The 24,282-nt window shown below is 51.7% G+C and carries 18 protein-coding genes and 2 pseudogenes; 1 reads left to right on the top strand and 19 read right to left on the bottom strand.

Features of this window, described 5'->3' with window-relative positions; genetic code table 11:
- Positions 1-1,080 precede the first annotated feature (1,080 nt).
- The 5 genes and pseudogenes from BLS62_RS27105 to BLS62_RS27125 form a co-directional block, all read right to left on the bottom strand.
- Positions 1,081-1,470: pseudogene (locus tag BLS62_RS27105) on the bottom strand (DDE-type integrase/transposase/recombinase); the annotation flags it as partial.
- A gap of 39 nt (positions 1,471-1,509) precedes the next feature.
- Positions 1,510-1,737, bottom strand: coding sequence for a hypothetical protein (locus tag BLS62_RS31420; RefSeq protein ID WP_093189897.1), 228 nt, complete (start codon positions 1,735-1,737; stop codon positions 1,510-1,512).
- A gap of 354 nt (positions 1,738-2,091) precedes the next feature.
- Positions 2,092-3,486, bottom strand: a complete 1,395-nt coding sequence (ltrA, locus tag BLS62_RS27115) for a group II intron reverse transcriptase/maturase (protein WP_348271861.1) — start codon at positions 3,484-3,486, stop codon at positions 2,092-2,094.
- A gap of 692 nt (positions 3,487-4,178) precedes the next feature.
- Entirely contained in the window at positions 4,179-4,796 is a 618-nt protein-coding gene (locus BLS62_RS27120; protein ID WP_093189899.1) for a hypothetical protein, read from the bottom strand.
- Between the two features lie 392 nt (positions 4,797-5,188).
- Complete coding sequence (locus BLS62_RS27125; RefSeq protein ID WP_093189901.1) at positions 5,189-7,051, bottom strand: ParB/RepB/Spo0J family partition protein; 1,863 nt, start codon at positions 7,049-7,051, stop codon at positions 5,189-5,191.
- 736 nt (positions 7,052-7,787) lie between these two features.
- On the opposite strand from BLS62_RS27125, the pseudogene BLS62_RS27135 reads away from it, so the two are divergent.
- Positions 7,788-9,172 (top strand): annotated as a pseudogene (locus BLS62_RS27135) (IS3 family transposase); the annotation flags it as partial.
- Here BLS62_RS27135 and BLS62_RS30855 read toward each other — a convergent pair.
- The 14 genes from BLS62_RS30855 to BLS62_RS27205 form a co-directional block, all read right to left on the bottom strand.
- On the bottom strand, positions 9,135-9,464 hold the full coding sequence (locus tag BLS62_RS30855; protein WP_143521617.1) for a hypothetical protein: 330 nt from the start codon (positions 9,462-9,464) through the stop codon (positions 9,135-9,137). The pseudogene BLS62_RS27135 and the gene BLS62_RS30855 sit on opposite strands and share 38 nt — an antisense overlap.
- Positions 9,464-9,841 (bottom strand): type II toxin-antitoxin system prevent-host-death family antitoxin, encoded by a 378-nt coding sequence (locus tag BLS62_RS32850; protein ID WP_093189904.1) that lies wholly within the window; start codon positions 9,839-9,841, stop codon positions 9,464-9,466. The genes BLS62_RS30855 and BLS62_RS32850 overlap by 1 nt, the downstream gene beginning before the upstream one ends.
- Positions 9,801-10,262, bottom strand: a complete 462-nt coding sequence (locus BLS62_RS27145; protein ID WP_093189907.1) for a DUF5983 family protein — start codon at positions 10,260-10,262, stop codon at positions 9,801-9,803. Before BLS62_RS27145 ends, BLS62_RS32850 begins: the two co-directional genes overlap by 41 nt.
- 385 nt (positions 10,263-10,647) lie before the next feature.
- Positions 10,648-11,103, bottom strand: coding sequence for a hypothetical protein (locus BLS62_RS27155; protein ID WP_093189913.1), 456 nt, complete (start codon positions 11,101-11,103; stop codon positions 10,648-10,650).
- Positions 11,104-11,143: 40 nt separating this feature from the next.
- Positions 11,144-12,013, bottom strand: a complete 870-nt coding sequence (locus tag BLS62_RS27160) for a class I SAM-dependent methyltransferase (protein WP_093189915.1) — start codon at positions 12,011-12,013, stop codon at positions 11,144-11,146.
- A gap of 385 nt (positions 12,014-12,398) precedes the next feature.
- Positions 12,399-13,637: a group II intron reverse transcriptase/maturase gene (gene ltrA, locus BLS62_RS27165; RefSeq protein ID WP_200798628.1), complete on the bottom strand. Its 1,239-nt coding sequence runs from the start codon at positions 13,635-13,637 to the stop codon at positions 12,399-12,401.
- 521 nt (positions 13,638-14,158) lie between these two features.
- On the bottom strand, positions 14,159-15,139 hold the full coding sequence (locus BLS62_RS27170) for an IS5 family transposase (RefSeq protein ID WP_093189921.1): 981 nt from the start codon (positions 15,137-15,139) through the stop codon (positions 14,159-14,161).
- Between the two features lie 176 nt (positions 15,140-15,315).
- The gene (locus BLS62_RS27175) at positions 15,316-16,302 is read right to left on the bottom strand and encodes an SWIM zinc finger family protein (RefSeq protein ID WP_093189923.1); all 987 of its coding nucleotides are present in this window, start codon (positions 16,300-16,302) and stop codon (positions 15,316-15,318) included.
- A gap of 2 nt (positions 16,303-16,304) precedes the next feature.
- Entirely contained in the window at positions 16,305-19,013 is a 2,709-nt protein-coding gene (locus tag BLS62_RS27180) for a DEAD/DEAH box helicase (RefSeq protein WP_244283670.1), read from the bottom strand.
- 371 nt (positions 19,014-19,384) lie between these two features.
- Complete coding sequence (locus tag BLS62_RS27185; RefSeq protein WP_093189929.1) at positions 19,385-20,074, bottom strand: amino acid ABC transporter permease; 690 nt, start codon at positions 20,072-20,074, stop codon at positions 19,385-19,387.
- 11 nt (positions 20,075-20,085) lie between these two features.
- Entirely contained in the window at positions 20,086-20,778 is a 693-nt protein-coding gene (locus BLS62_RS27190; protein ID WP_093177464.1) for an amino acid ABC transporter permease, read from the bottom strand.
- Positions 20,779-20,862: 84 nt separating this feature from the next.
- Positions 20,863-21,660 (bottom strand): transporter substrate-binding domain-containing protein, encoded by a 798-nt coding sequence (locus BLS62_RS27195; protein WP_093177467.1) that lies wholly within the window; start codon positions 21,658-21,660, stop codon positions 20,863-20,865.
- A 30-nt stretch (positions 21,661-21,690) separates the two neighbouring features.
- Positions 21,691-22,431, bottom strand: coding sequence for an amino acid ABC transporter ATP-binding protein (locus tag BLS62_RS27200; protein WP_093177470.1), 741 nt, complete (start codon positions 22,429-22,431; stop codon positions 21,691-21,693).
- 454 nt (positions 22,432-22,885) lie between these two features.
- The gene (locus BLS62_RS27205) at positions 22,886-24,157 is read right to left on the bottom strand and encodes an autotransporter outer membrane beta-barrel domain-containing protein (protein WP_093189932.1); all 1,272 of its coding nucleotides are present in this window, start codon (positions 24,155-24,157) and stop codon (positions 22,886-22,888) included.
- Positions 24,158-24,282: the final 125 nt, after the last annotated feature.

Here is a 24,282-nt window from a genome sequence, read left to right on the forward strand (position 1 = left end):
CTCGTAATCGGGAATTTTGGAGGCCATCTGGAACCGGTTTTTAGCTGCTGGTTGAGATGGGAGGAGCGGAACCGGGGGTGAATTAGTCCTGCTCCCCCCCGTTTTTGGTGGGGGTCCAATGGCACTTCCTTGAGCCAATTCAGCCATAGGATTCAAAGCCTTAGCCGCATACTTATAAAAGGTCCTCTTTGTCATATCGATCTTTCCTTCATCACGAAGGGCCTCAAAGATCTTACGTTTAGATACACCTCTCCCGAGCTCGGCCTCGACCTGCGCACGCACAAGCTGAAACTGAGTTCGGGCATTTCCCCAAGGAAGCGCCATTGTTCGATTACCCGCGTGTAAAACGGATATCCCTGATGTTTAATGTTTGGATAAATAAATTAGGCATAGCTCGGCTTATCGCATTCCAAGACGAAATGCGTTAGGCCTCAAGCCGTTAACGGACATGAGATGAGCTACGACCAATTTGTGAGTTGTGGGTTCTCCCTATGCGAGTGCCAAGTTCTGTTTGGTACTTGCTAGGCTCTGATGGTTATGATCTTCCAAATAATAACCATCAGAGCCGCATAGCATTTGCCATGCGCAACAAGTGATGACGTGCATAAAGCATTATTACACCTTTAACCAGCCCCATTTCAGTCACGATTAAGCCGTGGGCAAGGTTTATTATAAGTACAGTTTTATTCAATATTTAAATCACGAGTCAAACTGCGGGTTTTGATACAAAATTGCGCAAATTCCTAATTATTTTATCCACAGATATACTTAATTGGAGATACTCCAATTTTGCGCAGCAAAAGGCGTTGAGCACGGCAGTGCGAATAAGCTCAATTCTCCGGGTTGGCTTCAACTCGTAGAATTTCCGCTAACCGGCGCCGGTTAGCATATCTTGCCAACATTCACTCGGGGTAAACTCGGACACATGAGGCAAACTCGGACACACTCGGGGTGAACTCGGGCACACTCGGGGTAAACTCGGGCACACTCAGGGTAAACTCAGGCACACTCAGGGTAAACTCGGAGAATTGCCTCGCTGCTGAGCAAAACTGTGAATTTCCTCGACCAAAACCAAGCTTGCTGTATGGTTTCAAACTTCCTGGGGAATTCTGGCTGATATTTCAGCGTCTTGAAGTGGGCCTCTGAGAACGCGTTGTCGTTTGAGGTATGGGGTCGGCTGTGGGATTTAAGCACACCAAGATCCACCAGCATCAGGGCAGTTGTCTTTGCCTTCATTGGCCCACCACGGTCGGCATGCAATGTCAGCTGATCGCGTTGCACAGCATGCTTTTCCATTGCATCCATGAACAGTTCCTTGAACTGGCTGGCGCTTTCGGCCTGCTCAATGCGCCAGCCAACAACACGGCGGCTGAAGATGTCCAAGATGACATAGAGATAGAGATAGAGATAGAAGTAAGACCATTTCACCGGGCCCATCAGCTTGGTAATATCCCAAGACCAGACCTGATTGTCACCATGCGGGTTGGTGGTGGCGTGGGCACAATATCATCAGGTCCAGTATCGGCTGAAAGCGGTGTCTGTGAAGGCATAACCATGGGTTCGTTCTCCTACGTCATCAAGTGCAAACTTTGGCCAGTGCAATGTCTCACGCTTATTGGCACGGAGGGCCTCGCGAGCAACGCTCGCATGAGAGGCGCGGGGTGCTGTGTGAGCTGCAAGCGAGCCAGTGCCCCGCGCCGAGGCGGACTTGATCAGGCAAGCTGAGCGTTTTGGCATCGTGTCTCCTGCAAGGAGCCGATGCCAAAACGCGATGTTTGACTGACAAGTCCAGAGAAAATGCGCGCAGCTCTGAAGGCTGGAAGGCGCGGTGTGATCGGCAGATCGCCCGTGTCCTGGAAGCCTTCAGAGCAAGCCCAATATCACAGCGGATTTTGAGAGCCGAGGTATTTGATTTTTAGGGAAATTCGTATTAGTATACCGGAGTGGAAGGGAACCTAAGTCCCCTTCCCTTTACCTATCTTTTGAAATTAACCCGAAGTTCCAGTGACCAACTGCTTCTCGCGGTAGGGACACTCATTACTGAGTGCCCCCCGCACAGATCCGGACGAGCGGAACTACCGCATCCGGCTCCTACCTTGGGTGTTTGACGGCAAATCGCTTGTTAGGCCAAGGGTGAAGGACCCTCGGGACTGGTAACCACTCCTCCGCAATGTTCTCCATTCGCTGCCACGACATCTTATGTCTCTGGCTACGCCGCCGAAGCACACGCATCCAGATCGTTTTGACATAATGCCTGAAAGCTCGGATTGACCGAGAGTTGGTCGGCACTGCGTGGTAGGCAAAATAACCATTGAGGACTCGCTTCAGCCACACCCCTTGTTCCGGAATAGGGCGGTTGATATGCCGCCGCAGCACTTCTTTTATCTGTTTTAGCTTTTCCGTTCTGCGGTCACTCCTGCTCTTGCGCTGAAGTTGAAATGCTCCCTTTCGGGATCGCCCGCAGATATGGGTAAAGCCTAGAAAATTGAAGGTTTCTGGTCGCGATACTCCCCGCCTCTTTCGCCGATAGGCCGCGTGGCGCCCAAATTCGATGAGGCGGGTTTTATCGGGATGGAGCTGGAGGTCGAATTGTCCCAGTCGTTCCCGCAGCATTTTCTGGAAGTGCAATCCATCAGTTTCGTGCTCGAAGCCAACCACGATATCGTCCGCATATCGAACGACAATCATGGCCCCTTTAGCTTCCCGCTGTCGCCAGCGGTTTGCCCAAAGATCGAAAACATAGTGCAGGTAAATATTAGCCAGTAGCGGCGAAATTGACGCCCCTTGACCAGTTCCCTTATCACTAATCGATGTGACACCATCCTCCAGCACCCCGGCCCGTAACCACTTACGGATCAGGCGAATGATACGAGGGTCACCGACACGATGTTCCAGAAAACGGAGCAACCATTTCTGATTGACGTTGTCAAAGAAACCTAGGATGTCGGCATCGAGTATGAAGTTCACTCTGCGCGTTGTAATACCAACGTAAAGGGCGTCCAGCGCATCGTGCTGGCCGCGCTCTGGCCGGAAACCATAACTGAACCCGAGGAAGTCTTCCTCATAGATTTGGTTCAATATGGTTGCCGTTGCTCTCTGAACAATCTTGTCTTCGAGCGTAACAATCGCGAGTGGTCTTTCCCGACCATCTGCTTTGGGTATGTATGTCCGTAAAGCCGGTTTAGGTCGGTACGCTCCTGTTCGTACCTTGTGGTGTAGAGTTCTAATCTTTTGATCACTCTCCGCCTCAAATGCTTGCCACGTCACCCCATCGATTCCGGGGGCTGCATCACGGTTTATTGCGTAAAATGCCTCCCGCAGACTTGCTGGGCTCATGTGGTGAAGGAGCGCAGTGAACTTATCCTTCTTCTTGTGCTTTGCAGCGTTGCGTATGCGATCCAGCGCACTTAGCACGCTTTCCCGGTCCTGTGCCCGGCGCGTGTTTTGCTGCTTCGCATTCCCCTTGGTTCCCGCCCTTGGCTCCATCTACTCCGCCACCTTCATTGTTTCAGCTTTGTTCGCAGACTTCTTAGCTACTATGGCGAGATCGGACTTCTCGGTACCGTTCATCTTTGGCTACGACTCCTCGTCTTCCCATCGCGGACCAGCAGCTTTTATGAAGTCAGCTCTGGCCAGTATCCGAGACCTCCCGGCTCCCGTGTAAAGAATGTCCGTGCATGCTAGGGTCTAAGACCACGCTGGGTCGAGGACGGCACTTGCGATATAGCGCACCGCCTCGTGTTGCCTTCCGCCAAACCCGAGAACGTCGGCACCCAGAACATTTAAATTATCGCAGCTCAATGGCTAGCCTGCACTTCACCTGTCAACGCTTCGCGTATGACCTCACGATCATACCCGCATGACTCGGGGCCACTGTGGGTCGCTACTCCTTCAATGTAATGGACTTCCACCATCTATTCTTTACCGGTTTGTGCCGGCGCACCGGGTTTTTTTCATTTTAAGTGTAACAGAAATTGGCATAAACCACATTTCCACACCTCCGGTTTTGGGGCAAGGCTGTTGCCTCAGTCGGGAGAGCCTATCTTTCCCGATGCGCTGGTTGGCTCAGCGCCGCTGCTTTTGCCCTAAAACTTTCAATTCCTTTTAGCAGATGCACCCCTTGGTTGCTATGAGCAATGCATCCTGCCCTTGACTGATCCAGTTATTCCGTTGGATTTTCAGAACGCAATCTCACCAACGCCTTGGAACTCGCTGCGCTTGATTTGCTGCGCCTCGATTGCCTCGTGCTGGGCGTCAATGCTTTCCGGTGTAAGTTTGTGTTTATGGCTGTGTTCTGCGCCGGTCCAATCACGAGCGTTGACGCTCCACGAGGCTTCAAGGCTGTAACGATCTGCGAGAGTTTCGATTAATTTAGCTGGGCTTATCGCCTTGATGATCTCTACAAAATCTACATCAACCTCGTGGATCAAGCCTTCGTGCTGCAAGATACTAATGGTGCAGCTGAACTCGCCTTCATTCAACTTTTCTTCTGGCTGCTCTTCTTCAGCCTCATCCGTTAAACTCAGGACCTGCTGTCTGTATTTTTGCATGTTGCCGAAAGTCTCGGTGTAACGTTCCTCCATATTGTCATAGTCGTTGATCGCCTTGGTGAGCTCCTTCTCGATTTCACTGAATTTCTGCCCCAAGTCGCTAAGCTCTTGTTGCGCACCTTCAAAATCAGCTTTGGTCTTATTCAATTCGTTTTGAATAGTTGCAACTTTATAGCTGCGTTTGAGAAGCAAAATAGTGACAGCAAAACCAAGGATGAGGGTTACAATATTGAGAGTTAAAAGCATTTTGTTCTCCGGCGTTAGTGAGGTCCGTTTCATTTTCCATGTCTAATAAACGGGTGTGCGGGAGCTAGTGAGGAGGGAGGCTGTCCACATTCTCCCGCAGTCCAGGGGACGAGGAAGATTGTGGTCAGGCGAGCGACGATCTAGGTCACGTGAGGGCGCAAGCCCTAACAGCCTCACCTCAAATGATTACGACAAGGAAAAATGAATGAAGTGCGGCTTGCTGGAAGCTGGCATGTGGCGGGTGCGGCCACCGCTTGCAAGCCTGCTCGCCCCGCATTCAAAAGGAAGTTGTGAGGTGCAACGTCTGATTGACGAATTGATTATGAAGGGTGCGCAATCGGCACCCTTCGCTAAAATGACAGGAAGAAGGAGACAAGCGCTTTGCCAGCAACTCAAGCGGCAAGCTTTTCACTCTCCTCTTCCTTGGCTGACAGGGCTTGATACTGAGTTTTCAAACACTCAGGCATCCAGTTTGCAATGCGTTCCTTGGCCTCACCGGAAAGACCGTTGCGGTCTGCCTCGTTGTTAAACAACGCATGAAGGCGGGCCACCTTGTCGCCTTTCTTCAGGCTGGCAAATTCTGGTCCTGCTGGTTTGCCGTCAATATAGCTCTTCACCTCGTCCAGTTGGCCGGACTTAAGCCGTTTGAAGAACGTGTTGTTCGGGGTCCATGTCTTGCGCGGGTCAAGGTTTACTGTGTCGGCCACCAATTCAACAAACGGTACTTGTCTGGTTGCGCTGGTGGTACGAGCCGCAAAGGAAAGCGCAACCGCATTGGTAAGGAGGATTGTTTTCTCCTGCTCACTCTTTAAGCGGAATGCAGCAAAGCTCTGTGCAACGTCTTCCCCATAAATACGGGTATCATCTGTAACTGTCAGTTCTTCAGGTAGGTTCTGACCATGATCTTCTGCCTCATTGCGCCACGTCCCTGACTGGATTTTGCAAGGCAGGTCGCCTTCATAGCTTTTCGTGATCATCGCGAAAATCGCAATGTCTTTGGCAAGCTCTGGATCACCTAAAATTGCGGCCTGCATGGCACCGGTACGGATGGCGTTCAGGTCTTCAATCAGAGCTTGCGAGTACTCTTTGCTTTCTGGTTCGTTGGAGTTGCCTGCTGCTTTTGGCTCCTTTACCACACCAGCTTCAACCGCTGCGGCCTGATCGTCTGCCGCAACATAACCTTTCTCCATACGCAGCTCTCCATGATAACCAATCGCGATAAAGACACCGGCAACGCTCTTTTGATCTGGACGGAACTGAAGCTCACAGAACGTTTCCAGTTCCTCAAGCTCTTCTGGCGTTGCCCGCTCCTCATTCTCAGCATCAATAAGAGCCTGTCTGCGCTCTTCCTGTTCCTCGGTTAAGCGCACATCTTCAGCAAATAGACGCGTGAGTTGCTGGCGCTCGTAAATCTCCGGTAGGTCAATACTGGCGGTCGCCCACTTCCAGCCCTGTGCAAGTTGCTTCTGGCGGATTGCTTCAAGCTTATCGGTGGCGAGCTGTTCCAAAAGGGTGCTGTCCAGATAGTAAACGTCCTCCCCAAACAGGTCTTCGCGGATTGCTCCCCCCGCAACTTCATAAGCCTCTCGCCCAACAAACACCGCTCGGCTGTCGTTGCTCTGTCCAACCTCATTCATAAGACTGCGTTTGATGGTGTGGAGCTGATCCCCATTCCATTGCCCATTCAAGCGGCCAAACACTTCCGCTTGCTTTTCCTGATCGCTGGAAATGGTATAAGCCGCCGCGATATCAAGCGTAATTTTTTCAGCTTCCAGCGCTTCAAGGATGCAGTCTGCCAGTCCAGCAAGGCGCAGGCGTCCTTTGACATGGCGCACGGTCTGGGCAAATGCGATGGCAATCTTTTCAGGTGCATGGCCTTTTGCCTGCATCACACCATAGGCTTTAATCTCTTCTGCTGGATTGAGGTCTTTACGGGCTGTGTTTTCTGCATTGGCCCACTCAATTGCCTGCTCCTCGGTCGCTGCAAGGCGCACAGGAACGGCGTAGTTTGGAAGGATATCCTTGCTCTCTTGCAGGACTTGCAACGCCCGAAGGCGGCGACCTCCTGCAACGATCCCGATACTGTCCCCTTCAGGGAAACCGACAAGGTTCTGAATCAAGCCGCAAGCCTTAATAGACTGGGCCAACATTTCAATCTCGCTGTGGTCTACGTTCTGACGGGGATTGAGCGCGGACAAGGTGAGTTTGGATACCGGCACGTTGGAAAGCAGTTTTACATTTGCGGTCTTGGTCATGGTGTTGTCTCCGTCTTGGGAAGGTCCGTTTCATTTTCCTCGCCTAATAAACGGGTGTGCGGGTGCTAGTGAGGAGAGAGGCTGTCCATGATCTCCCGCAGTCCAGGGGACGAGGAAGATTGTGGTCAGGGGAGCGACGATCTAGGGCACGTGAGGGCAAAGCCCTTGAAGGGTTGCATCAGGTCAAAATGACAAGGTAGACTGATTGAGGCGCAACTTGCTGGAAGCTGGCATGTGGGGGGTGCGGCCGCCGCTTGCCTGCTTCCAGCTCTCTTAAGAAAACATGAGTGAGCTGGATTGTGAGCGCACTGTGGGATCAGCCGATCACGCTGTGAGCTTGCAAGCCAGATCGCCCCGCACTTAGATCACCGGATCTGGAAAGTTAGCCAGAACGAAAAAGGGAGCTTGCGCTCCCCTACGTACGATGAGTGTTTTGAATTTGTCTTTTTTCAGCTCTTGCATCCTTCAGGACACGAGCAATTTTGCGCAAGAATTGCTCTGAGAATTGCCCTTGAGGTCTAAGGCTCTCAAAGTCGTATAGCAGTCCATCTCGAACCCCTCCGTGCCAATAAGTGTGAGACATTCCACTGGCCAAAGTTTACACTTGATGGCGTAGGAGAACGAACCCATGGTTATGCCTTCACAGACACCGCTTTCACCCGATACTGGACCTGATGATATTGTGCCCCCGCCACCGCCAACCCGCATGGTGACAGCGCCAGTGCAGCCTACAGCCGAGTTGACCGCTATCCCTAAGCGGAGAAGTTTCACAGCCAAATACAAACTGCGCATTCTGGACGAGACGGACCAAGCAGCAGACACAGGTGGTGTTACAGCCATTCTACGGCGCGAAGGGCTTTATTCTTCTGCGCTAACGGATTGGCGTCGGGCGCGCGCTGCAGGCTCATTGGGATCATTGCAGCCGCGTCAACGTGGCCCACAAAAAGCACCCGCCAACCCATTACAGGCCGAACTGTCCAAGGCTAACCGTGAAGTTTCAGCACTACGGCGGCGTCTGGACCAGGCGGAAGCCATCCTTGCAATCCAAAAAAAAGTGGCGACATTGTTGGACGAGATGGAGCAGACGCCAGAGCGCAGCGGCAAGTCATGATGGCCGTCGCGATTGCTCTGCCCTCAGGCAGCGGCCTGACCTCAGCCGTTTGCTCCGCGCTCTCTTTGTCGCGGGCAAGCGTTTTTCGCCATCGCGCTACATTGGCTGCTCCGCCACGCGCGGTAAAGCCACGTCCCCCCTCAGCGCGTGCCTTGCCGGAAAATGAACGGGCTCGGGTACTGGACCATCTGTGTGGGCCCAGGTTTACCGACCAGACCCCCACCGAGGTATTCGCCACTTTGCTGGATGAAGGCACCTACCTCTGTTCGATCCGCACGATGTATCGGATACTGGCCGCTCAGGGCGAAGTCATTGAGCGTCGCCGTCAGCGCACGCACCCTGTCTATCAAAAGCCGGAACTTCTAGCCGAAGCTCCCAATCAGGTCTGGTCTTGGGATATTACCAAGCTGATGGGCCCGGTGAAATGGTCTTACTTCTATCTCTATGTCATCTTGGACATCTTCAGCCGCCGTGTTGTTGGCTGGCGCATTGAGCAGGCCGAAAGCGCCAGCCAGTTCAAGGAACTGTTCATGGATGCGATGGGAAAGCATGCTGTTCCACGCGATCAGTTGACATTGCATGCCGATCGTGGCGGGCCAATGAAGGCAAAGACAACGGCTCTGATGCTGGTGGATCTTGGTGTGCTCAAATCCCACAGCCGACCCCATACCTCAAACGACAACCCGTTCTCAGAGGCCCACTTCAAGACGCTGAAATATCAGCCCGAATTCCCCAGGAAGTTTGAAACCATCGAGCAAGCTCGCGACTTTTGCCGCAGATTCTTTGCATGGTACAACGAACAACACCATCATGCAGGCATCGGACTCATGACCCCTGATCAGGTCCACTTTGGACAGGCCGAGGCTGTCTATGCCGCACGCCAAGCAACTCTCGAGGCTGCGTTCATCAGTACACCCGAGCGCTTCGTACTAAAACCGCCAAAACCACCTCAAATCCCGACGGCCGTCTGGATCAATCCACCAAAGCCAGAGAAAGAAAATCAAGCTTAAAGTCCAAATGCCACTGTCTCAAAGTCGTTGACACGTTCCGAACGATGTTGAACTCATCAAGCACAATGAAGGACCGCGTATCAAGATTAGCTCTCTTACGCTCCAAGTCTGGAATTTCGAGGTAGATACGGCCTCGCCCTTCTGGTTCCTGTGTCGTGCATGGGAAGAGTGCAAGTTGATCTCTAACCTTGATTACCAAACAGCAAGGGCGGCTCTTGCGTCCCGCTTCTTCTCCGCGTTTGGCTTGGTATGCCCATAGATAACGATATTGGAAAAGGTCGCCCTGTCTCATTAGTCGTCATCTTTCAATATGTTATCTAATCCCTCATCCAGAAGGGCGGAAACCTCTGGCGGCTCTTCCCCTAGCTTGTAAGCGGCTTGGTTGTTGCTCGCTTCTTCGTAAGCCTCATAAGGGATCATCACGATTTTGGGCTTTCCATTCTTGCACAGCGTTACCGGCTGTCTCATTGCATCGTCTAATACGCTGCCGCACTCTCTATTAATTTGGGTGAACGTGTACTCTTTCATTTCAGTCTCTCCGGCGCTACCACTTTGCGCATTATACAGAATATTCAGATAATGCGCAAAGTATGTATTCTTGCACCATTCTTCCTTTTCACCGCAGTGTTCACGATGAGTAGATAAACAAACACTCATCAATCGGCCCATCACAGTCAAAGAGAATGTGCGAGCAGTCCTGCGCCCATGCAGCCGTGAGACAACCTAGCAAATCAATGGGAAGTTTCTTGTCGTTATAATCGTAGTCTCTGCACGCGGAGACAAACAGGCCATTCATGAGATTGCCACCGTAAAGCGGAAAGGTTTCAGGCGTCTTCTCGCTGAGCATTGCAAGCGTTTGGGGTGACAGGTGAGCAGTCGAAAGATCAAGAACAGATAAGACATTCGCAGGTCGGCCCACTGGCTGTTCCTGCTTAGGCTTAGGGGCATTGCTCGAATTTTGAGGAGGAACCAATTCCCCTTGCACACGGTGACGCTTGCGCATGTCGTTAAGCAGCAGGGCATATGCGCCAATTGATCCGACGACTAAAAAGATTGGCAAAGCAATCAGAAGAATTTCTTTGATGGGCATTTTGTGTTCCCGTCTTGGTGAGGTCCGTTTCATATTCCTTGCCAACAAAACGGGTGTGCGGGAGCTAGTAAGGAGGGAGGCTGTCCACATTCTCCCGCAGTCCAGGGGACGAGGAAGTTGTGGTCAGGGGAGCGACGATCTAGGGCACGTGAGGGCGCAAGCCCTTGCAGCGGTGCGTCAGGTCAAAACGACAAGGAAAAATGAATGAGGTGCGGTTTGCTTGAAGCTGGCATGTGGCGGGTGCGCCCGGCGCTTGCCAGCTTCAAGCCCACTGGCAAACATGAGTGAGCTGGTTTGAAAGTTCGACGTGGGATCGGCAGATCCCGCGCAGGACTTGCAAGCCAGATCGCCCCGTTAATAAGACGACTTGGAAAAATGGAAGCTATTAGAAAAGACTTGGCTGCTCATACCCAGAAACGCGATTTTGCTCGAACGCTCTGTGCTCTGCTGCCTTTTGAGAAAGCCTGTGCGTTGGGATGTGCGAAAGGCTGGCCGTTGTCTGCTGCCATTCATTAAGCCCTGCCCTGCTCATATGGCGCTCAATGGCCTGCTTTAACTTGAGGTCGGTTTTACAAAGGCGCATGAGAGCTGCAACAACAAAAGCTCCATCATACGTTTCAAAGCAATTATCAAAGGCGCGGCTGTCTTCTCCAAGGAAGAATGCTTCCCGCGCATAATTCACCCGCTGCTTAAAGGTCGTGTTTTGCGGGTTGGTGAGGCGTTTCCAAGCCTTAGCGCAGTGATAATCCCCCATATCATCAACCCGCCGCTCCTGGTCAGGTAAATGAACCGTCTTGCATCCCTCACAATACCAGTGCGCTGCATCTTGTTTGATTTCCATAGTGTCAGATCTCCTTTTCAAAATTAGCCCCGTGTCTCCCTCAAAAGAGGGAGAGCTGAGCGGTCGGGGCTGCGTTGGAGATGGCAGCAAGAGGAGGAAGGCAAACAGCCTCCACGGTTACGACCGAAGCTATTGGAACCGGCTTAATGACAGGTTGCGTTTCCTTTGCCTGGCACTCTGAAAAATCGATCAGAGCCACTTCACACAGCGGGGAAACCCCTTTCCAGCTTTTGCGGTAAAAAGCGGTATCAATTCCAATTCCCGCCGTCATTTCAAAACCCTGACTGGCCGCAAACTCACCGCCTGCGCTGGTTGGCGTCTGGCGGTGGTACTGCACACCAGAATAAGCAAAGCTGGCGGAGTTCTGAGGAATGATAAATGTACCCTCGCAAGCAAGTTTTGAGGCGATATCTATGACATGGTGTTCAAACAGTCCGCCTTTATAGCTCGGGCCATTGCCTGAGCGGCGCACCTTACCAAAAGGCGGATTGCTGATTGCCTGATCAAACCTGCCAAGATTGAGCTCTTCCCACTCAAACACATCTGCGCAAATCCAGGTTGCCTCTGGAAGCAGTTTCTTGCCAACGGCGACATAAGCGGGATTGCGTTCAATGCATACGATTTCCGGCACTCTGTCGTTGCGCTCTTTCAAGCGGTGGTAGACTGCAAAGGACAGCATTCCAATGCCGGCACATAGATCAATGATGCGGTGGCCGCCACAGTCAAATGAGAAATCAAAGGCCAGATCCCAAGGGGTGAAGAACGCACCACGCGAGCCGTTTTCAAACTCAGCGCCTTCGTGCCAGTTCTGAAAAACGAAATCCTTATCGTCCTCGGTGAGCACGTCTTTGTTGAGGATCTCCACTGCTTGTGCGTGGCGCTTTGCTTCTGCTTTGGTGAGTTTAGCCATTGTTCTTGCTCCCTGTGAGGTCCGTTTCATTTCCCTTGCCACTAAAACGGGTGTGCGGGAGCTTGTGAGGAGAGAGGCTGTCCACATTCTCCCGCAGACCGAAGGGCGAGGAAGATTGTGGTCAGGGGAACGACGATCTAGCTCACGTGAGGGCGTAAGCCCTTGAAGCATTGCATCAGGTCAAAACGACGAGGAAAAAATGAATGAGGTGCGGCTTGCTTGAAGCTGGCATGTGGCGGGTGCGCCCGGCGCTTGCCAGCTTCAAGCCCACTGGCAAACATGAGTGAGCTGGGTTGTAAGATTAGTCGAGTAGGCCGGGGGGATTTCACCCCCAGCCTCTCACAGAACCGTACGTGAACCTCTCAGCTCATACGGCTCTTCCTGTTCAGCCAAAGCGATACAGTTTCCAATGCACAAGCAACTCTGGGGATTGCTTACGCAACCGCCCAATGAATGCTTTGCTCTGTCGGTAACTACGTCGCAGCTTCTTATATTTCTGCCGAGCCCATCTGATCAGCGCAAATTCGAGCAAGTTATAAATGCGAGAGAGTTCCCGCCTGCCGAAATGTCCATAGTACCCTATCCACCCAGCCACAACCGGGTTCAGCACACGCGCAATATCTTCAATAGAACGCCCGCTCCATCTTTGAAGTTTCCACTTCCTGATGACCGTACCGATCCGTTTAAGAGCCTTGCGACTAAGTGCAGGTGTATATCCAATGGATACCATTCCATGCTTTGGCATGACCCGTCTTGGCCGGAAGGTGAAGCCTAGAAAGTCAAAACTGATCTCAGGATAGGCTCCCTTACGGTATCTATCCTTACAGTAAACAATCTTAGTTTTCTGCGGGTGGAGGGATAAGTGGCATTCCTTCAAGCGTTGCTCTAACGCTTCCAATAGTGTTTCCGCTTCACCTTGAGAAGCACAATGGTAGACGCCATCATCCGCATACCGTTCAAAACGAACCTGCGGAAAGTGACGGCTTACCCAGACATCGAGCGCATAGTGCAGAAACAGGTTTGCCAGCAAGGGGCTTACAACACCACCTTGTGGCGTACCGACAGTTCTGCTTTCTGTTGTTCCATCGGGATAGACAACAGGCGCTTTCAGCCATCTCTCGATGTAAAGCAGCACCCACTTGTTCTGGGTGTGTTTCTTGACTGCCTTCATCAGGAGATCATGATGAAGGGTATCGAAGAACCCCATTATATCCAGATCCACCACCCAGTTATACTTCCAGCAGCGCTGCCGGGTCTGGCCAACAGCATCGATTGCTGACTTTCCAGGCCGGTAAGCATAGGAATTGGGATGGAAGATTGGATCAATCTGCGGTTCCAACACCAGTTTGACAACCGTTTGAGCCACCCGGTCTCCCACTGTGGGAATGCCAAGGGGTCGTGTGCGGCCATCATCTTTGGGTATATCCACCCTGCGAACAGCAGGCGGAAAATAGGAACCTGACGACATCCGATTCCATATCTTGTACAAGTTCTTCGGCAGATCAGCCTCAAACTCTTCCAAGCTTACAAGATCAATCCCATAGGTTCCTCTATTGGCTTTAACTCGCTTCCACGCTTCCCAGACAAGCTGTTTGGAAACATCGAAGGGCTTTGTGTTTGTCATTAAGTCATCCCGTTGCCGGTTGTTTAATAATTTCCACTGAACAGGGCAGCCCCTTCGCTCCGGGTCCATTAAAGACCTTTCCTCACTACTACGGACTGCTCCGCCCCTGTGCCCGGTCTTGGTACTCAGGCTCTTGCAGGTCCTCTGCTTGAGCTTCTCCCTTAGCACCCGGACGACAGGTTCTCACGTTCCGTGCATAAGCCTGTATCAAGGTCGCGCCGTCTTTATGCCGGATGCCGCTCAGCCAGTAATCAGGTAGCCGCTGAACTAATCCCAACTACCCACTTGTAGCTGGTTTTGACATCATCTAGCCATTTCGACACCTCATCAACGGTTCACTTGCGTTCGCCTCCTTTGATACGCACCTGACATTTCTAGAATGCCTTTTCCTTAACGCTCACCACCATGGCTCTTAACCACAGCAGCTTAAGGTGGTTTGGAACCTCCTCCTGAAAGACGGTTCCGAGGGGCGTTGTTGCAGAAAGAATATTCAGCTTACAGCTCACCCTTACCCGCTTAACTCAGGTCACAGCTACGCGCTCGAACGTCGGACGTCCAAGTGCGGTCATCGTATTGAGGACGGAGACAGCGATTTTGGCCTCCGTCTTCTGATTTTCAAACTTACGGGACTTCAGTGTTGTCCCGATGACTTGTTTATAGCGCCCCATCAAGGTCTCGCCTCTTGAGCGCCGCCCGTATCCGGTCTGCTTCTGCCACCCTATTCTGCCATGTTTCTCAATGGCAAATATGTCTCTATCACGAGCACTAGGAGCTGTCGCAGCCTCTGGGCTGGGGACGGCTGTTTTGGGCGGTGGTATGATGATCTCGACCCCATCATAACGGTCTGCAATTTCCTGTCGTGTCGGGGAGCCGTCATAAGCACCATCACCAAGGAACGTGGCAACCGGCCCCTCGATCTGGTCCAGTAGATCCGGAACAACAGTTGGATCGCCAACCGTATCTTCCGTCAGTTCAGAGCAGACGATCATGCCGCTCTCCAGATCCAGTCCAAGATGAAGTTTTCGCCATATTCTGCGCTTTTTCTTGGTTCCATATTTGGTTTCTAGCCATTCACCAGCCCCGAACATCTTCACGCCCGTGCTGTCGATCACAAGAGTAACTGGCCCGGAGTTCGCTTGAAGTTTGGGTCTTGAAAGTTTCAAGCAACCTGCGCGGCGAGATAGGGTGGAAGAGTCAGGAACTGGTAAAGTCAGGCCCATCAGGGCAAACACTGAACGCACAAATCCTTGGGTTTGCCGCAAAGCAAAGCCGTATGCAGACCGGACGCGTAAACAGGTTTCAATGGCCAACTCTGAGTACTTGGCGGGTCGTCCACGTCGGTTACCCGCAGGAGCAAACCAGCTTGTCGCAACGCTTTCTTCAACCCAGACTGTGATGTCACCGCGCCGACGTAAACTCTCATTGTATTGCGGCCAGTTCGTCACCTTAAATTGGGCTTTATCGAACTTGTGTTGACGGTCAGCGTTGTGTGTAAACGGCATAAGGAAAATCTTCGGACAAGGAAAGTTCAGAGAAGATACACCTCATCAGGCGATTAATGCAACAACGCCCCTCATCAGGAGATTAATGCAACAAGATCACTATAATGGCACATTATGATGCCGTCGGGGTGGGGCATCCAACCCATCAAGGCCCGTCATAATAGACGTCGCCTTTTCTATATCTTTGAAGAGGGCGTTTTGTCTGCACCGGGTGGTATTGGTTTACCTTTGACACGAGTGGCAGCTGGTCTTGCGACAGTCTTGCTGCGAACTGTCTTCTTTTTGGCAGATGGTTTGACTTCAGCTGTTTCCGCCGAAGCTTTTTTTATTTCGTTTCTTTTAGCCCCTGGCTTCCGAGCTCGTGCGCGCTTTTCCTTTTCAGGAGTAGGAGACGTTGGACGTTCGGGGATTTCTGCAATTGCAAGGCCCGTATCCTCGTCTCCTTCCATGTCCAGTCCGAACAGAGCAGACATATCGTCGGTATTGAGAATCTTTGCCGCGTCCACATGCTGGTTTGAAAACGGGACCTTACCGCCAAAGCGCACAACCAGATCATTCTGGTCGACCGCACGCAGCTCAAATAGAAGTTCTGGGTTGTGATCGAGTCTTGCACCCACGCCGTACATTGCAGCCGCCACATGTTTGCACATATAAGCCCAATCGGGACAACTACAGGTAAACTGGATTTGAGATGGTTTGGGAAATAACCCCTCATCCTGACGACAAATCCGCTCCATCACCGCATCAGAAAATTTCCCTTGCAGCAACTCTACGAGTGAATCTATGCCGCCTATGCAGTCTTCGCAAATTTGCTGCCATTGTTCCGGTTCTAACGCCTTAATGTTGATAGTAACGTCGTAGATCGACGATCCGCTGACCATCGCCTTGACTTTCAAAGGAGATATTTGCAGGTCGATAACAGCACTGTGGCGCACGCAGGAACGGCCCCGAGGCAATCGCGTCTCGTAATCAAGGTATCGTTCCAAATTATCACACCAGGCTTTGCCCCAGAAAGTATTGGCGATTTTGCGCCCTTCCACGGTGACGGGTGCTATTTTTCGCCCCTTCTTGCGTAGCTTCTTTATTTCGCGTTCGGCGATTTTGCGCCGCTCTGCAACCGAGATATAAGGGGCTCCCCATACGCCAAAGGATCCGTAGGACATCGCTAGCACGCCTCCATGGCTGTTTTTAGATCAAGAGCGACCATACGCAGTAAGTCTTCATTTCTTATTTCGGTAAGATTGATCTCCTTACCACCGCACAACACATCATCGGACAGCTCTTTTTTTGCCTCGATTAGGGTGTCAATTTTTTCTTCAATCGTTCCCTGACAAACGAATTTGTGAACCAGCACGTTTTTCTTCTGGCCTATCCTGAAAGCGCGGTCCGTGGCCTGATTTTCCACTGACGGGTTCCACCAGCGATCAACATGAACCACATGCGATGCTGCAGTGAGCGTTAGCCCCGCGCCGCCTGCTTTCAGGGAAAGGACCATAAAGGGCACCATTTCGTTTTCCTGAAAAGTCTGCACCAGACCTTTGCGGCTTTTTACCGACGTGCCACCATGGAGAACCAGTCCAGGGCGACCGAAAATCTCGCCAAGAAACGCTGCAAGTGGCTCCGTCATCTCGCGGAACTGTGTGAAGACCAGCATTTTTTCCTGACGCGCGGCGACAACCTGGGTAATTTCTCGAAGGCGCGCCCACTTGCCGCTGTCGCCTTCACTCCACTCACTATCCTTCAGCCACTGCGAGGGGTGATTGCAGATCTGTTTCAGCCGCATCAGTGTTGCCAGCACAATACCTTTGCGTTGGATGCCGTCGGCTTCCTTTAGTGCTGCTGTAAGCTCGGTAACTGTCTGGCCATAAAGCGCAGCCTGCTTGTGGCTCAGCGTGCAAAGTGCCTTAATTTCGGTTTTTTCGGGAAGGTCGGTGATTACTTTTTTGTCGGTCTTCATTCTACGCAATATGTAGGGCCGCACAAGGTCGCGCAAGGGGCCGTAGGGATTATGCTCGCGCTCGGTCAGCTTCTTGATGTAACGGCTAAATTCTGTGATGTTTCCCAGCAGCCCCGGATTGATGAAATCAAAAATTGACCACAGATCGCTGAGATTATTCTCCACCGGTGTTCCGGTTAGAGCAATGCGAGCCTCGCTAATTAACGCCTTCGCCATCACCGTTTGTTTGGCTTTGGGGTTTTTGATAGCCTGTGCCTCGTCCAGCACTAAATACCGCCATGGCATTTGGCTTAAGACCGGCATACGTAGCAACGAGCCGTAGCTTGTGATCACCAGGTCTTGAGCGGACAATTCGTCTGGTCCCATCCGTTTCAGCTCGCTCGACATCATGGCAGAAGAATGCATGATCTTGATACGTAAATCCGGAGAAAAGAGTCTACTCTCTGCTGCCCAGTTAGCCAGTAGCGAAGCGGGAGCCACCAACAAGCTCGGCTTATGCCCGCTCCCCTTTTGCCGCTGCTTTTCTTTTTGGATCAGTAACAGGGACAGAACCTGAATGGTTTTTCCCAATCCCATGTCGTCGGCAAGGCAGGCACCAAGACCTAGACCAGACAACAGATGGAGCCACTCGACGCCCACTTTTTGATAGGGGCGTAGCTTCCCTTTCAAGGCGGGACCGGGCTCGACACTGGCACCATCAACATTGCGCAGCGAGGACAGCGTGTCGGCTAACCATGTGCCGGCTGTTATGTTTGCCCATTCCTGCGTTACGGCTCTGGCTTGGTCATCATCATTGATCGCAGCGCTGGATAACAGGCGCATGGCCTCTGAAAATGTAAGTCCGTCGCTATCGGCCAGATCCTGCACCTTTGTAAATTGGCGCATGGTGCTCTCAAGACGCTGGCGATCAATCTCCACCCACTCACCGCGCAGCAACACAAGTGCTTCGGTACCAGCCAGCAAAGAGGCAATTTCATCTTCGCTAAGTGCTTCGTCCCCCAGCACCACACTCATCTGGAAGTCAAGCAGTGCCTCCAGACCGGCCCCGACTGCAGGTGCGCCGCCAACCGTGGCGGTTACCTGAGGCCGCTTGGGACGGCCCGCTGACCAATTGGCAGGCATACGCAATATCACCCCGGCATCCTCTAGTAGAGGGGCACTGTTCAGGAACCGGGAGGCTTGCGAGGCGCTCCAGCGTAAGGGGTGAAAGACTTCCCCGCTCTCAACAACTGTTTTAAGCCAACTGCACCCCAGTGCAGCACGCTGCACTGGCACAAGCAAGGACAACAATTTATCTCGATTGGCAGCACCAGCGTATTCGCTCAGTGCGCGCCCCAAAGGCATGTGCTGCAATTTGGCTTGAGTAGACAGCCGCGTGGTATATGTGGCCATGAAAGCGAATGGATGGTCGGGGTCTTTGCGGTTCACTGCCAGATTGAAGTGGACACGGCCAATCAGGTTCCAAGATGGGTTCATTCCCTGCATAAAAGACTGTAAGTCGCCGTCACAACCCTCAAGAGAGCTGACAAGTGCCGCGCCTAGATCGTCCCAAAGCCTGAGGAGAACGTCTGCGCTCAGGTATTCAGCGCCCGTCATCATTGGTGCGCTCAACAACAGCGTTGCAAGTTCGCCCTCGTTTAGGGCGGGGACCGTCGCCAGAATTCGCGATGAGGAAGCCTGTACAGCCCCGCTCGAAGCATGAAGACACACGGCTTCTACGAAGCGGATAGAGAAATCGCGCCACCACATAAATGTGGGCGGTAGGGGTTGGCCGACCTCCCCTGCCCCCAATTGCAATAGACCATGCCCAGTATCTTGTTCAAAGGCGCCCGCTAGTCTTGCCGCGACTTTATCATTGAGGACAGGCGCCTTTTCAGCGCTCTCAAGCAGTAGATGGCCAAGGGGTGTAAGGTACAACTGGATACAGGTCATGGTGACAGAACAATCTTTGACAATAGAAAAACCGTAATAGCTGTTCTTTAACGGCAGCGCCTCCTATTATGCCCGCAACAGACACAAAAGTGTTCACGTGGTTCGAACCATGCCGCATATTCTAGGAGAACGAGCTCTACCGACTGTGTCAAAGGCACTTTCGGCGATGACAATATTCATTATGAGAACTGTTGCAGCAACAGCACACCCCAACGCCAACCCAGCACAATAAATTCATATCCAGTGCAATGCTCACAAACAGCGCCAGTATCGCAAAGCGATTTAGTGCATTGTCCCCTACCGGACTCGACCCCTTTTATGTGTTCTCCTTCAACACGGCTTTGGCAATGCCGATCTCAGTGATTTTCGGCGCTTAGTGAGCCAAATCGTCCTTCTGCCCATTTCGAAAACCACAGCACCGGGTAACAGTAGATGAAGTAGAAAACCGCAATCAGGCCATAGATGAACATAATATCACCAGGCATGCGCATGATCGCGACTTCCCCCTGCCGTGTTAGTTCGGCGATACCAATCACCGAGAAGACAGCGGTGCTTTTGATGACGATAACATAGACACTGGCCATAGGCGGGATTGTCAATTTCAACGCCTGCGGGATGACGACATTGCGGTAGGTCTGTCCCAAGGTCATGCCAACCGAGCGGGCCGCTTCGCTTTGACCTCGGGGCACCACAAAGATGGCCGACGCAACGATTTCCGTCACGTAGCTGGAGGTGTAAAGCGACAGAGACACAATCGCGGCGGTATATCCGTCAAAGGACAGCCACGCAATTCCAAGTGATGGCAACACGAAGAAGATAATATAAAGCTGGACCAAATAAGGTGAGCCGCGCAGAATATGCAAGTATCCGTTAATCAATTTGTTGAGGAAAAAATACCCCAACGTCTTGGTCACACCAAGGCAGAAGCCGATCAGAGACCCCACGATTATGGAGATCATCGAGATCTGGAATGTCATCCATAGCCCTTTCAACAAGAACGGAAAAAGGCTTTGGAGGATGGAAAGTTTATCAGCAATCATGTCCATGTCGTTGCTCCCTAGTTCTCTTTCCAGGCTTTTCCACCCAGCTTATTTTGCAGGATACCAGACAGAACTAGCATCATCGCGTAGATCCCCAGATAGCAAATTGCTGTCGTGACATAGCTTTCGGTGGCAATCACAGTTTCCGAGAACATCTGCAGGCCTGCGCCCATCAGTTCAAAAACGGCGATGATTGATAGCAGTGAAGTATCCTTGATCAGCACCGCCGTCTGGCCCAACAGGGGGGGCATTACATTGGTTAGCGCCTGTGGCAATGTGACGTTGACCAAAGTCTGGCGCGAGGACATTCCGACCGACAGGGCAGCCTCGACTTGACCGCGATTAACCGATTCAATTCCAGCGCGGATGATTTCGCCCATATAGGGCGAGGTATGGATGGTCAGAGCAATGATGCCGGTCTGGGTTTCGTCAAAGAGATTGCCAAAAGGCAACAGCATCGGAAGGCCATAATAGATCAGGTAAATCTGGATCAGCAGTGGAGTTGCGCGGATGAACTGAATGTACCCTGCAATGGTCCGCCAAATCAGTGGATTCTTCGACATCCGGCCTAGGGCAATAAATGTTCCGAAGATCAGAGACAGGACAAGGCACAAGGCAGCTATCCAAAGCGTCTGCACAATGCCCGTGGCGAACACGTCAGCATATTGTCCAACAATCCTGATGTTAAAGTAAAATTGCAGCCATTCCATGTGAAATCCGCTTATAAGGTCGGAAGAGGACCTTTTATGGTGAGCCGGGGCAATACATTAATTGCCCCGGACGAAAAGTCGTGGCTATTTGTGATCTGCTTCCCACGCGATGGAATTCCACCAGTAATCTAGGCGATCCTCAAGACGACCATCGGCTTCAATCAGGCGCACATAATTATCTAGAGCGCTCAGTAGGTGCAACGAATCCGGGCGGGTGGCAAACCCAAGCGGTTCACGGGCTAGCTTGCCGTCCAGAACCTTGAGGCCTCCGATCGAGCTAATGAAGCCCGCGATGGTGGCCGTGTCCGACAAACCAGCGTTGGCCCGGCCCGATGCAACGGCTTGAACCGTCTGTGCAGTTCCGCCTGCAAATTCTTTCAGCTGAGCTTTGGGAAGAACCTTGCGTGCAGTTTCGGCCCAAGACGATGCCTGCGTAGTTGCAACCGATACATCAGATGTGTTGAGCTCCTCCCAGGAAGAATATGGAGAATCCATGGGTGTAAACGCGACGGTTTCAGAATAGAAGACCGGATTAGTGAACACGATCTGCATGTGGCGTTTTGCCGTCGGGGTCATGTCAGCGGCGATGAAATCAGCTTTACCCGACAGCAGCGCTGGGATTAGACCTTTCCAATCGAAGTCCTTGATGACCAGTTCGACTGCCATGTCGTCTGCCATCATTTGCGCAATCTCTATCGCCAGTCCGGCACGGTCACCGTTTTTGTTGACAAAACTGATCGGCGGTCCTTGGGTCTGAACGGCAATAGTCATCTGACCGGTGCGGACGATCTTTTCCATTGTGGATTCTGCCCAGGACGCAGTTGACGCCAGTGCAATAACCGCACTACCGACGGCACCTGCTATGAATGATTTTAGTTTCATTACAATTTTCCTTCATATTGGTTGATTGTATTAGAGAATCTGCCTCAAAAATTCCTGAGCCCGATCCGATTGCGGATTGTCGAAGAAGTTGTCAGGTGTATTTTCTTCAATCACCGCACCTGCATCCATGAAGATCACTCGATCCGCTGCTTCACGCGCAAAACCCATTTCATGGGTCACGACGATCATGGTCATTCCCTCAGCGGCAAGTTCGCGCATAAGTCCAAGAATGCCGCCCACGGTTTCCGGATCCAATGCCGAAGTCGCCTCATCAAACAGCATTACCTTTGGTTTCATCGCTAGTGAGCGCGCGATCGCCACCCGTTGCTGTTGACCCCCAGATAACATTGACGGATAGTTGTTTGCATGGTCTAGAATGCCAACCTTCCGCAACAGATCATGGGCGATCTCTTCAGCCTCTTTACGGTCACGTTTCAACACAATCCGTTGGGGCATCGCGATATTTTCGAGCGCAGTCTTGTGCTGAAATAAGTTAAAATGCTGAAACACCATGCCCACCTCGGTGCGCAACTTGTTAATGTCGGTCTTTTTGTCAGTAACAATCTGCCCATCAATGGTGATAGTCCCGCTGTCGACCCCTTGAAGCCCATTCAATGATCGCAACAAAGTGGACTTCCCCGAACCCGAAGGCCCGATGATCACCACAACTTCACCCCGGTCGATATGGTTAGTCACATTATCCAGTGCACGCACTGGTTCAGAACGATTTTTAAGGTGGTATGCCTTGCATACCTTTTCGATGACAATCATAGGCTCACTTATACACCTCGCCTTTCCTGGCCGGACAAGCGATCGCTGAAGCAAAAATCCCACGGGACCAGCCGTTACGGCATTGTTGTCCGTATCCAGAGTTATTTTGACAGGCCCCGCTAGCATTTCGATCCGCGTGTATCCTTCACTGGTTTAGCTCAGCAATTGCGATGGGCGCGCTGATATGGAAGCTGCGGGGCGTTGAAGGATCGATGCCCCACCACACCAACGGCATCACAATGAGCTAAGGCGGACTACCGAAAGAAAAATGTTCAATTGGCCGAGGATGATTCTGCACATACGTAACAATGCCTAACTAAACAGTGTTTGACCATGTAAAATTTAAAAGTGTCTATTTATTGAGAGCACCAAAAGTGGGCATGGTTTAAATCGAGTGACCACTTTTGTGGGTCGAGTAGGCCGAGGGGATTTCGCCCTCTATTGGAGAAGCTCCTCAGAACGGAATGGATAAGTTTAACCGTGCCGCATTGTCGTGAAGATTGCCTGCGGTTCTGTGTTCGAAATGTAAGCCAACTGTACCGAAATCATCTAACTTGAGTTCCAGACCGGTTTTCACTTCAAATGCAGTCTCTCCGAGATTGGCTAGTGCCTTCATTGGGTCTACACCGCCCGGTCCACCTTCCAACGTGGAATACGCCGCCGTTGCAGTGCCGCTTAGCCTTTGCTGCAAAGAGATGTTTGCAAACAGGTTCAACGTGCCCTGACCAGGGATGATGCCCTCATAGCCCAGTTCAAAGCCTGGCCTCATCCAAGCATGGCCCTCTGAATTCCGGCGGATCTGTAAGTTTAATGCACCCGCACCGTGTTCCTCCGCACTGTACCCTGTCATGTAAGCAAGACCTAAATCCATATAGGGACGTGCATAAACACCGCTAGAAACAAAGTCATGGGAAAGGCGAAGGATACCACCTACTACATCTGTGCTTCGGCCGGTTTCAGCTGTTCCGTCAAACAACATCACACCAGCGCGCTGGCTCTCCGAGTGAGAGAAGCTATAACTCAAGCCAGCACTGAGTTTGGTTGCATCGAAGCTGTACTTTGCGGCAATGCCGACCTGACCGGTAACACTGCGAGATTTCCATGCGCCGCCATACCCTTTCGACCAATCTTGAGCCAGTGATCCAGCAAGACTAATGTTCCAGTTAGCATCAATGGCTTTTTGGGCACCACCAGCATATCGCATGGTATTTGTTCCTGTACCCTTGTACTCGAAGTTGCCGCCTGTTCTGGACCATTCTCCGCCACCGTAGAACCAGCCACAGGATTCATCCTTAATAACCCTGAAGACATCTCCCCCACTTCCACCGCAAATCATCAATGATTGCGTGAAGTAATCAGAGTTGCGTAAAGCAACTGCCTGATTGCGGCTATATAATTCGCCGGAAAGATCGGTCATCTCAACGCGATAGTCGGAGATCTCTGCAGTATCAACCTGAGATATAATCGTTGGTGCTAATGCTTTTGTACTGCCTACCATCTGGACACGGTTGATATACTCTCCCACTTCCATCTCGTTGGTATTTGTCCCCTTCACAGCAAAATCTACAGCGTAATGCAGGGCATATTGGTTATCATTGATTTTGCCGCTGTCGAAGTTAATCACAACAGATTTCTGGGTTACAAGGTCAATACCATTGTCTGTTACGCTAGCATCCCCTTGAAACGCGACTTTGACGAAGTTACCCGGTTTGATGGCATGGTTCAAAAACAGCAGTTTTTAGTGAACACCGAGCACACACCATTCAGCCATGGGGCGGCATTAAATATGCCTCCTTCTTATCCCGCAAGACACAAAAGTGTTCACTTGGTTTGAACCATGCCTAGAAATGG

The sequence above is a fragment of the Pseudovibrio sp. Tun.PSC04-5.I4 genome (assembly GCF_900104145.1).
GTDB lineage: Bacteria > Pseudomonadota > Alphaproteobacteria > Rhizobiales > Stappiaceae > Pseudovibrio.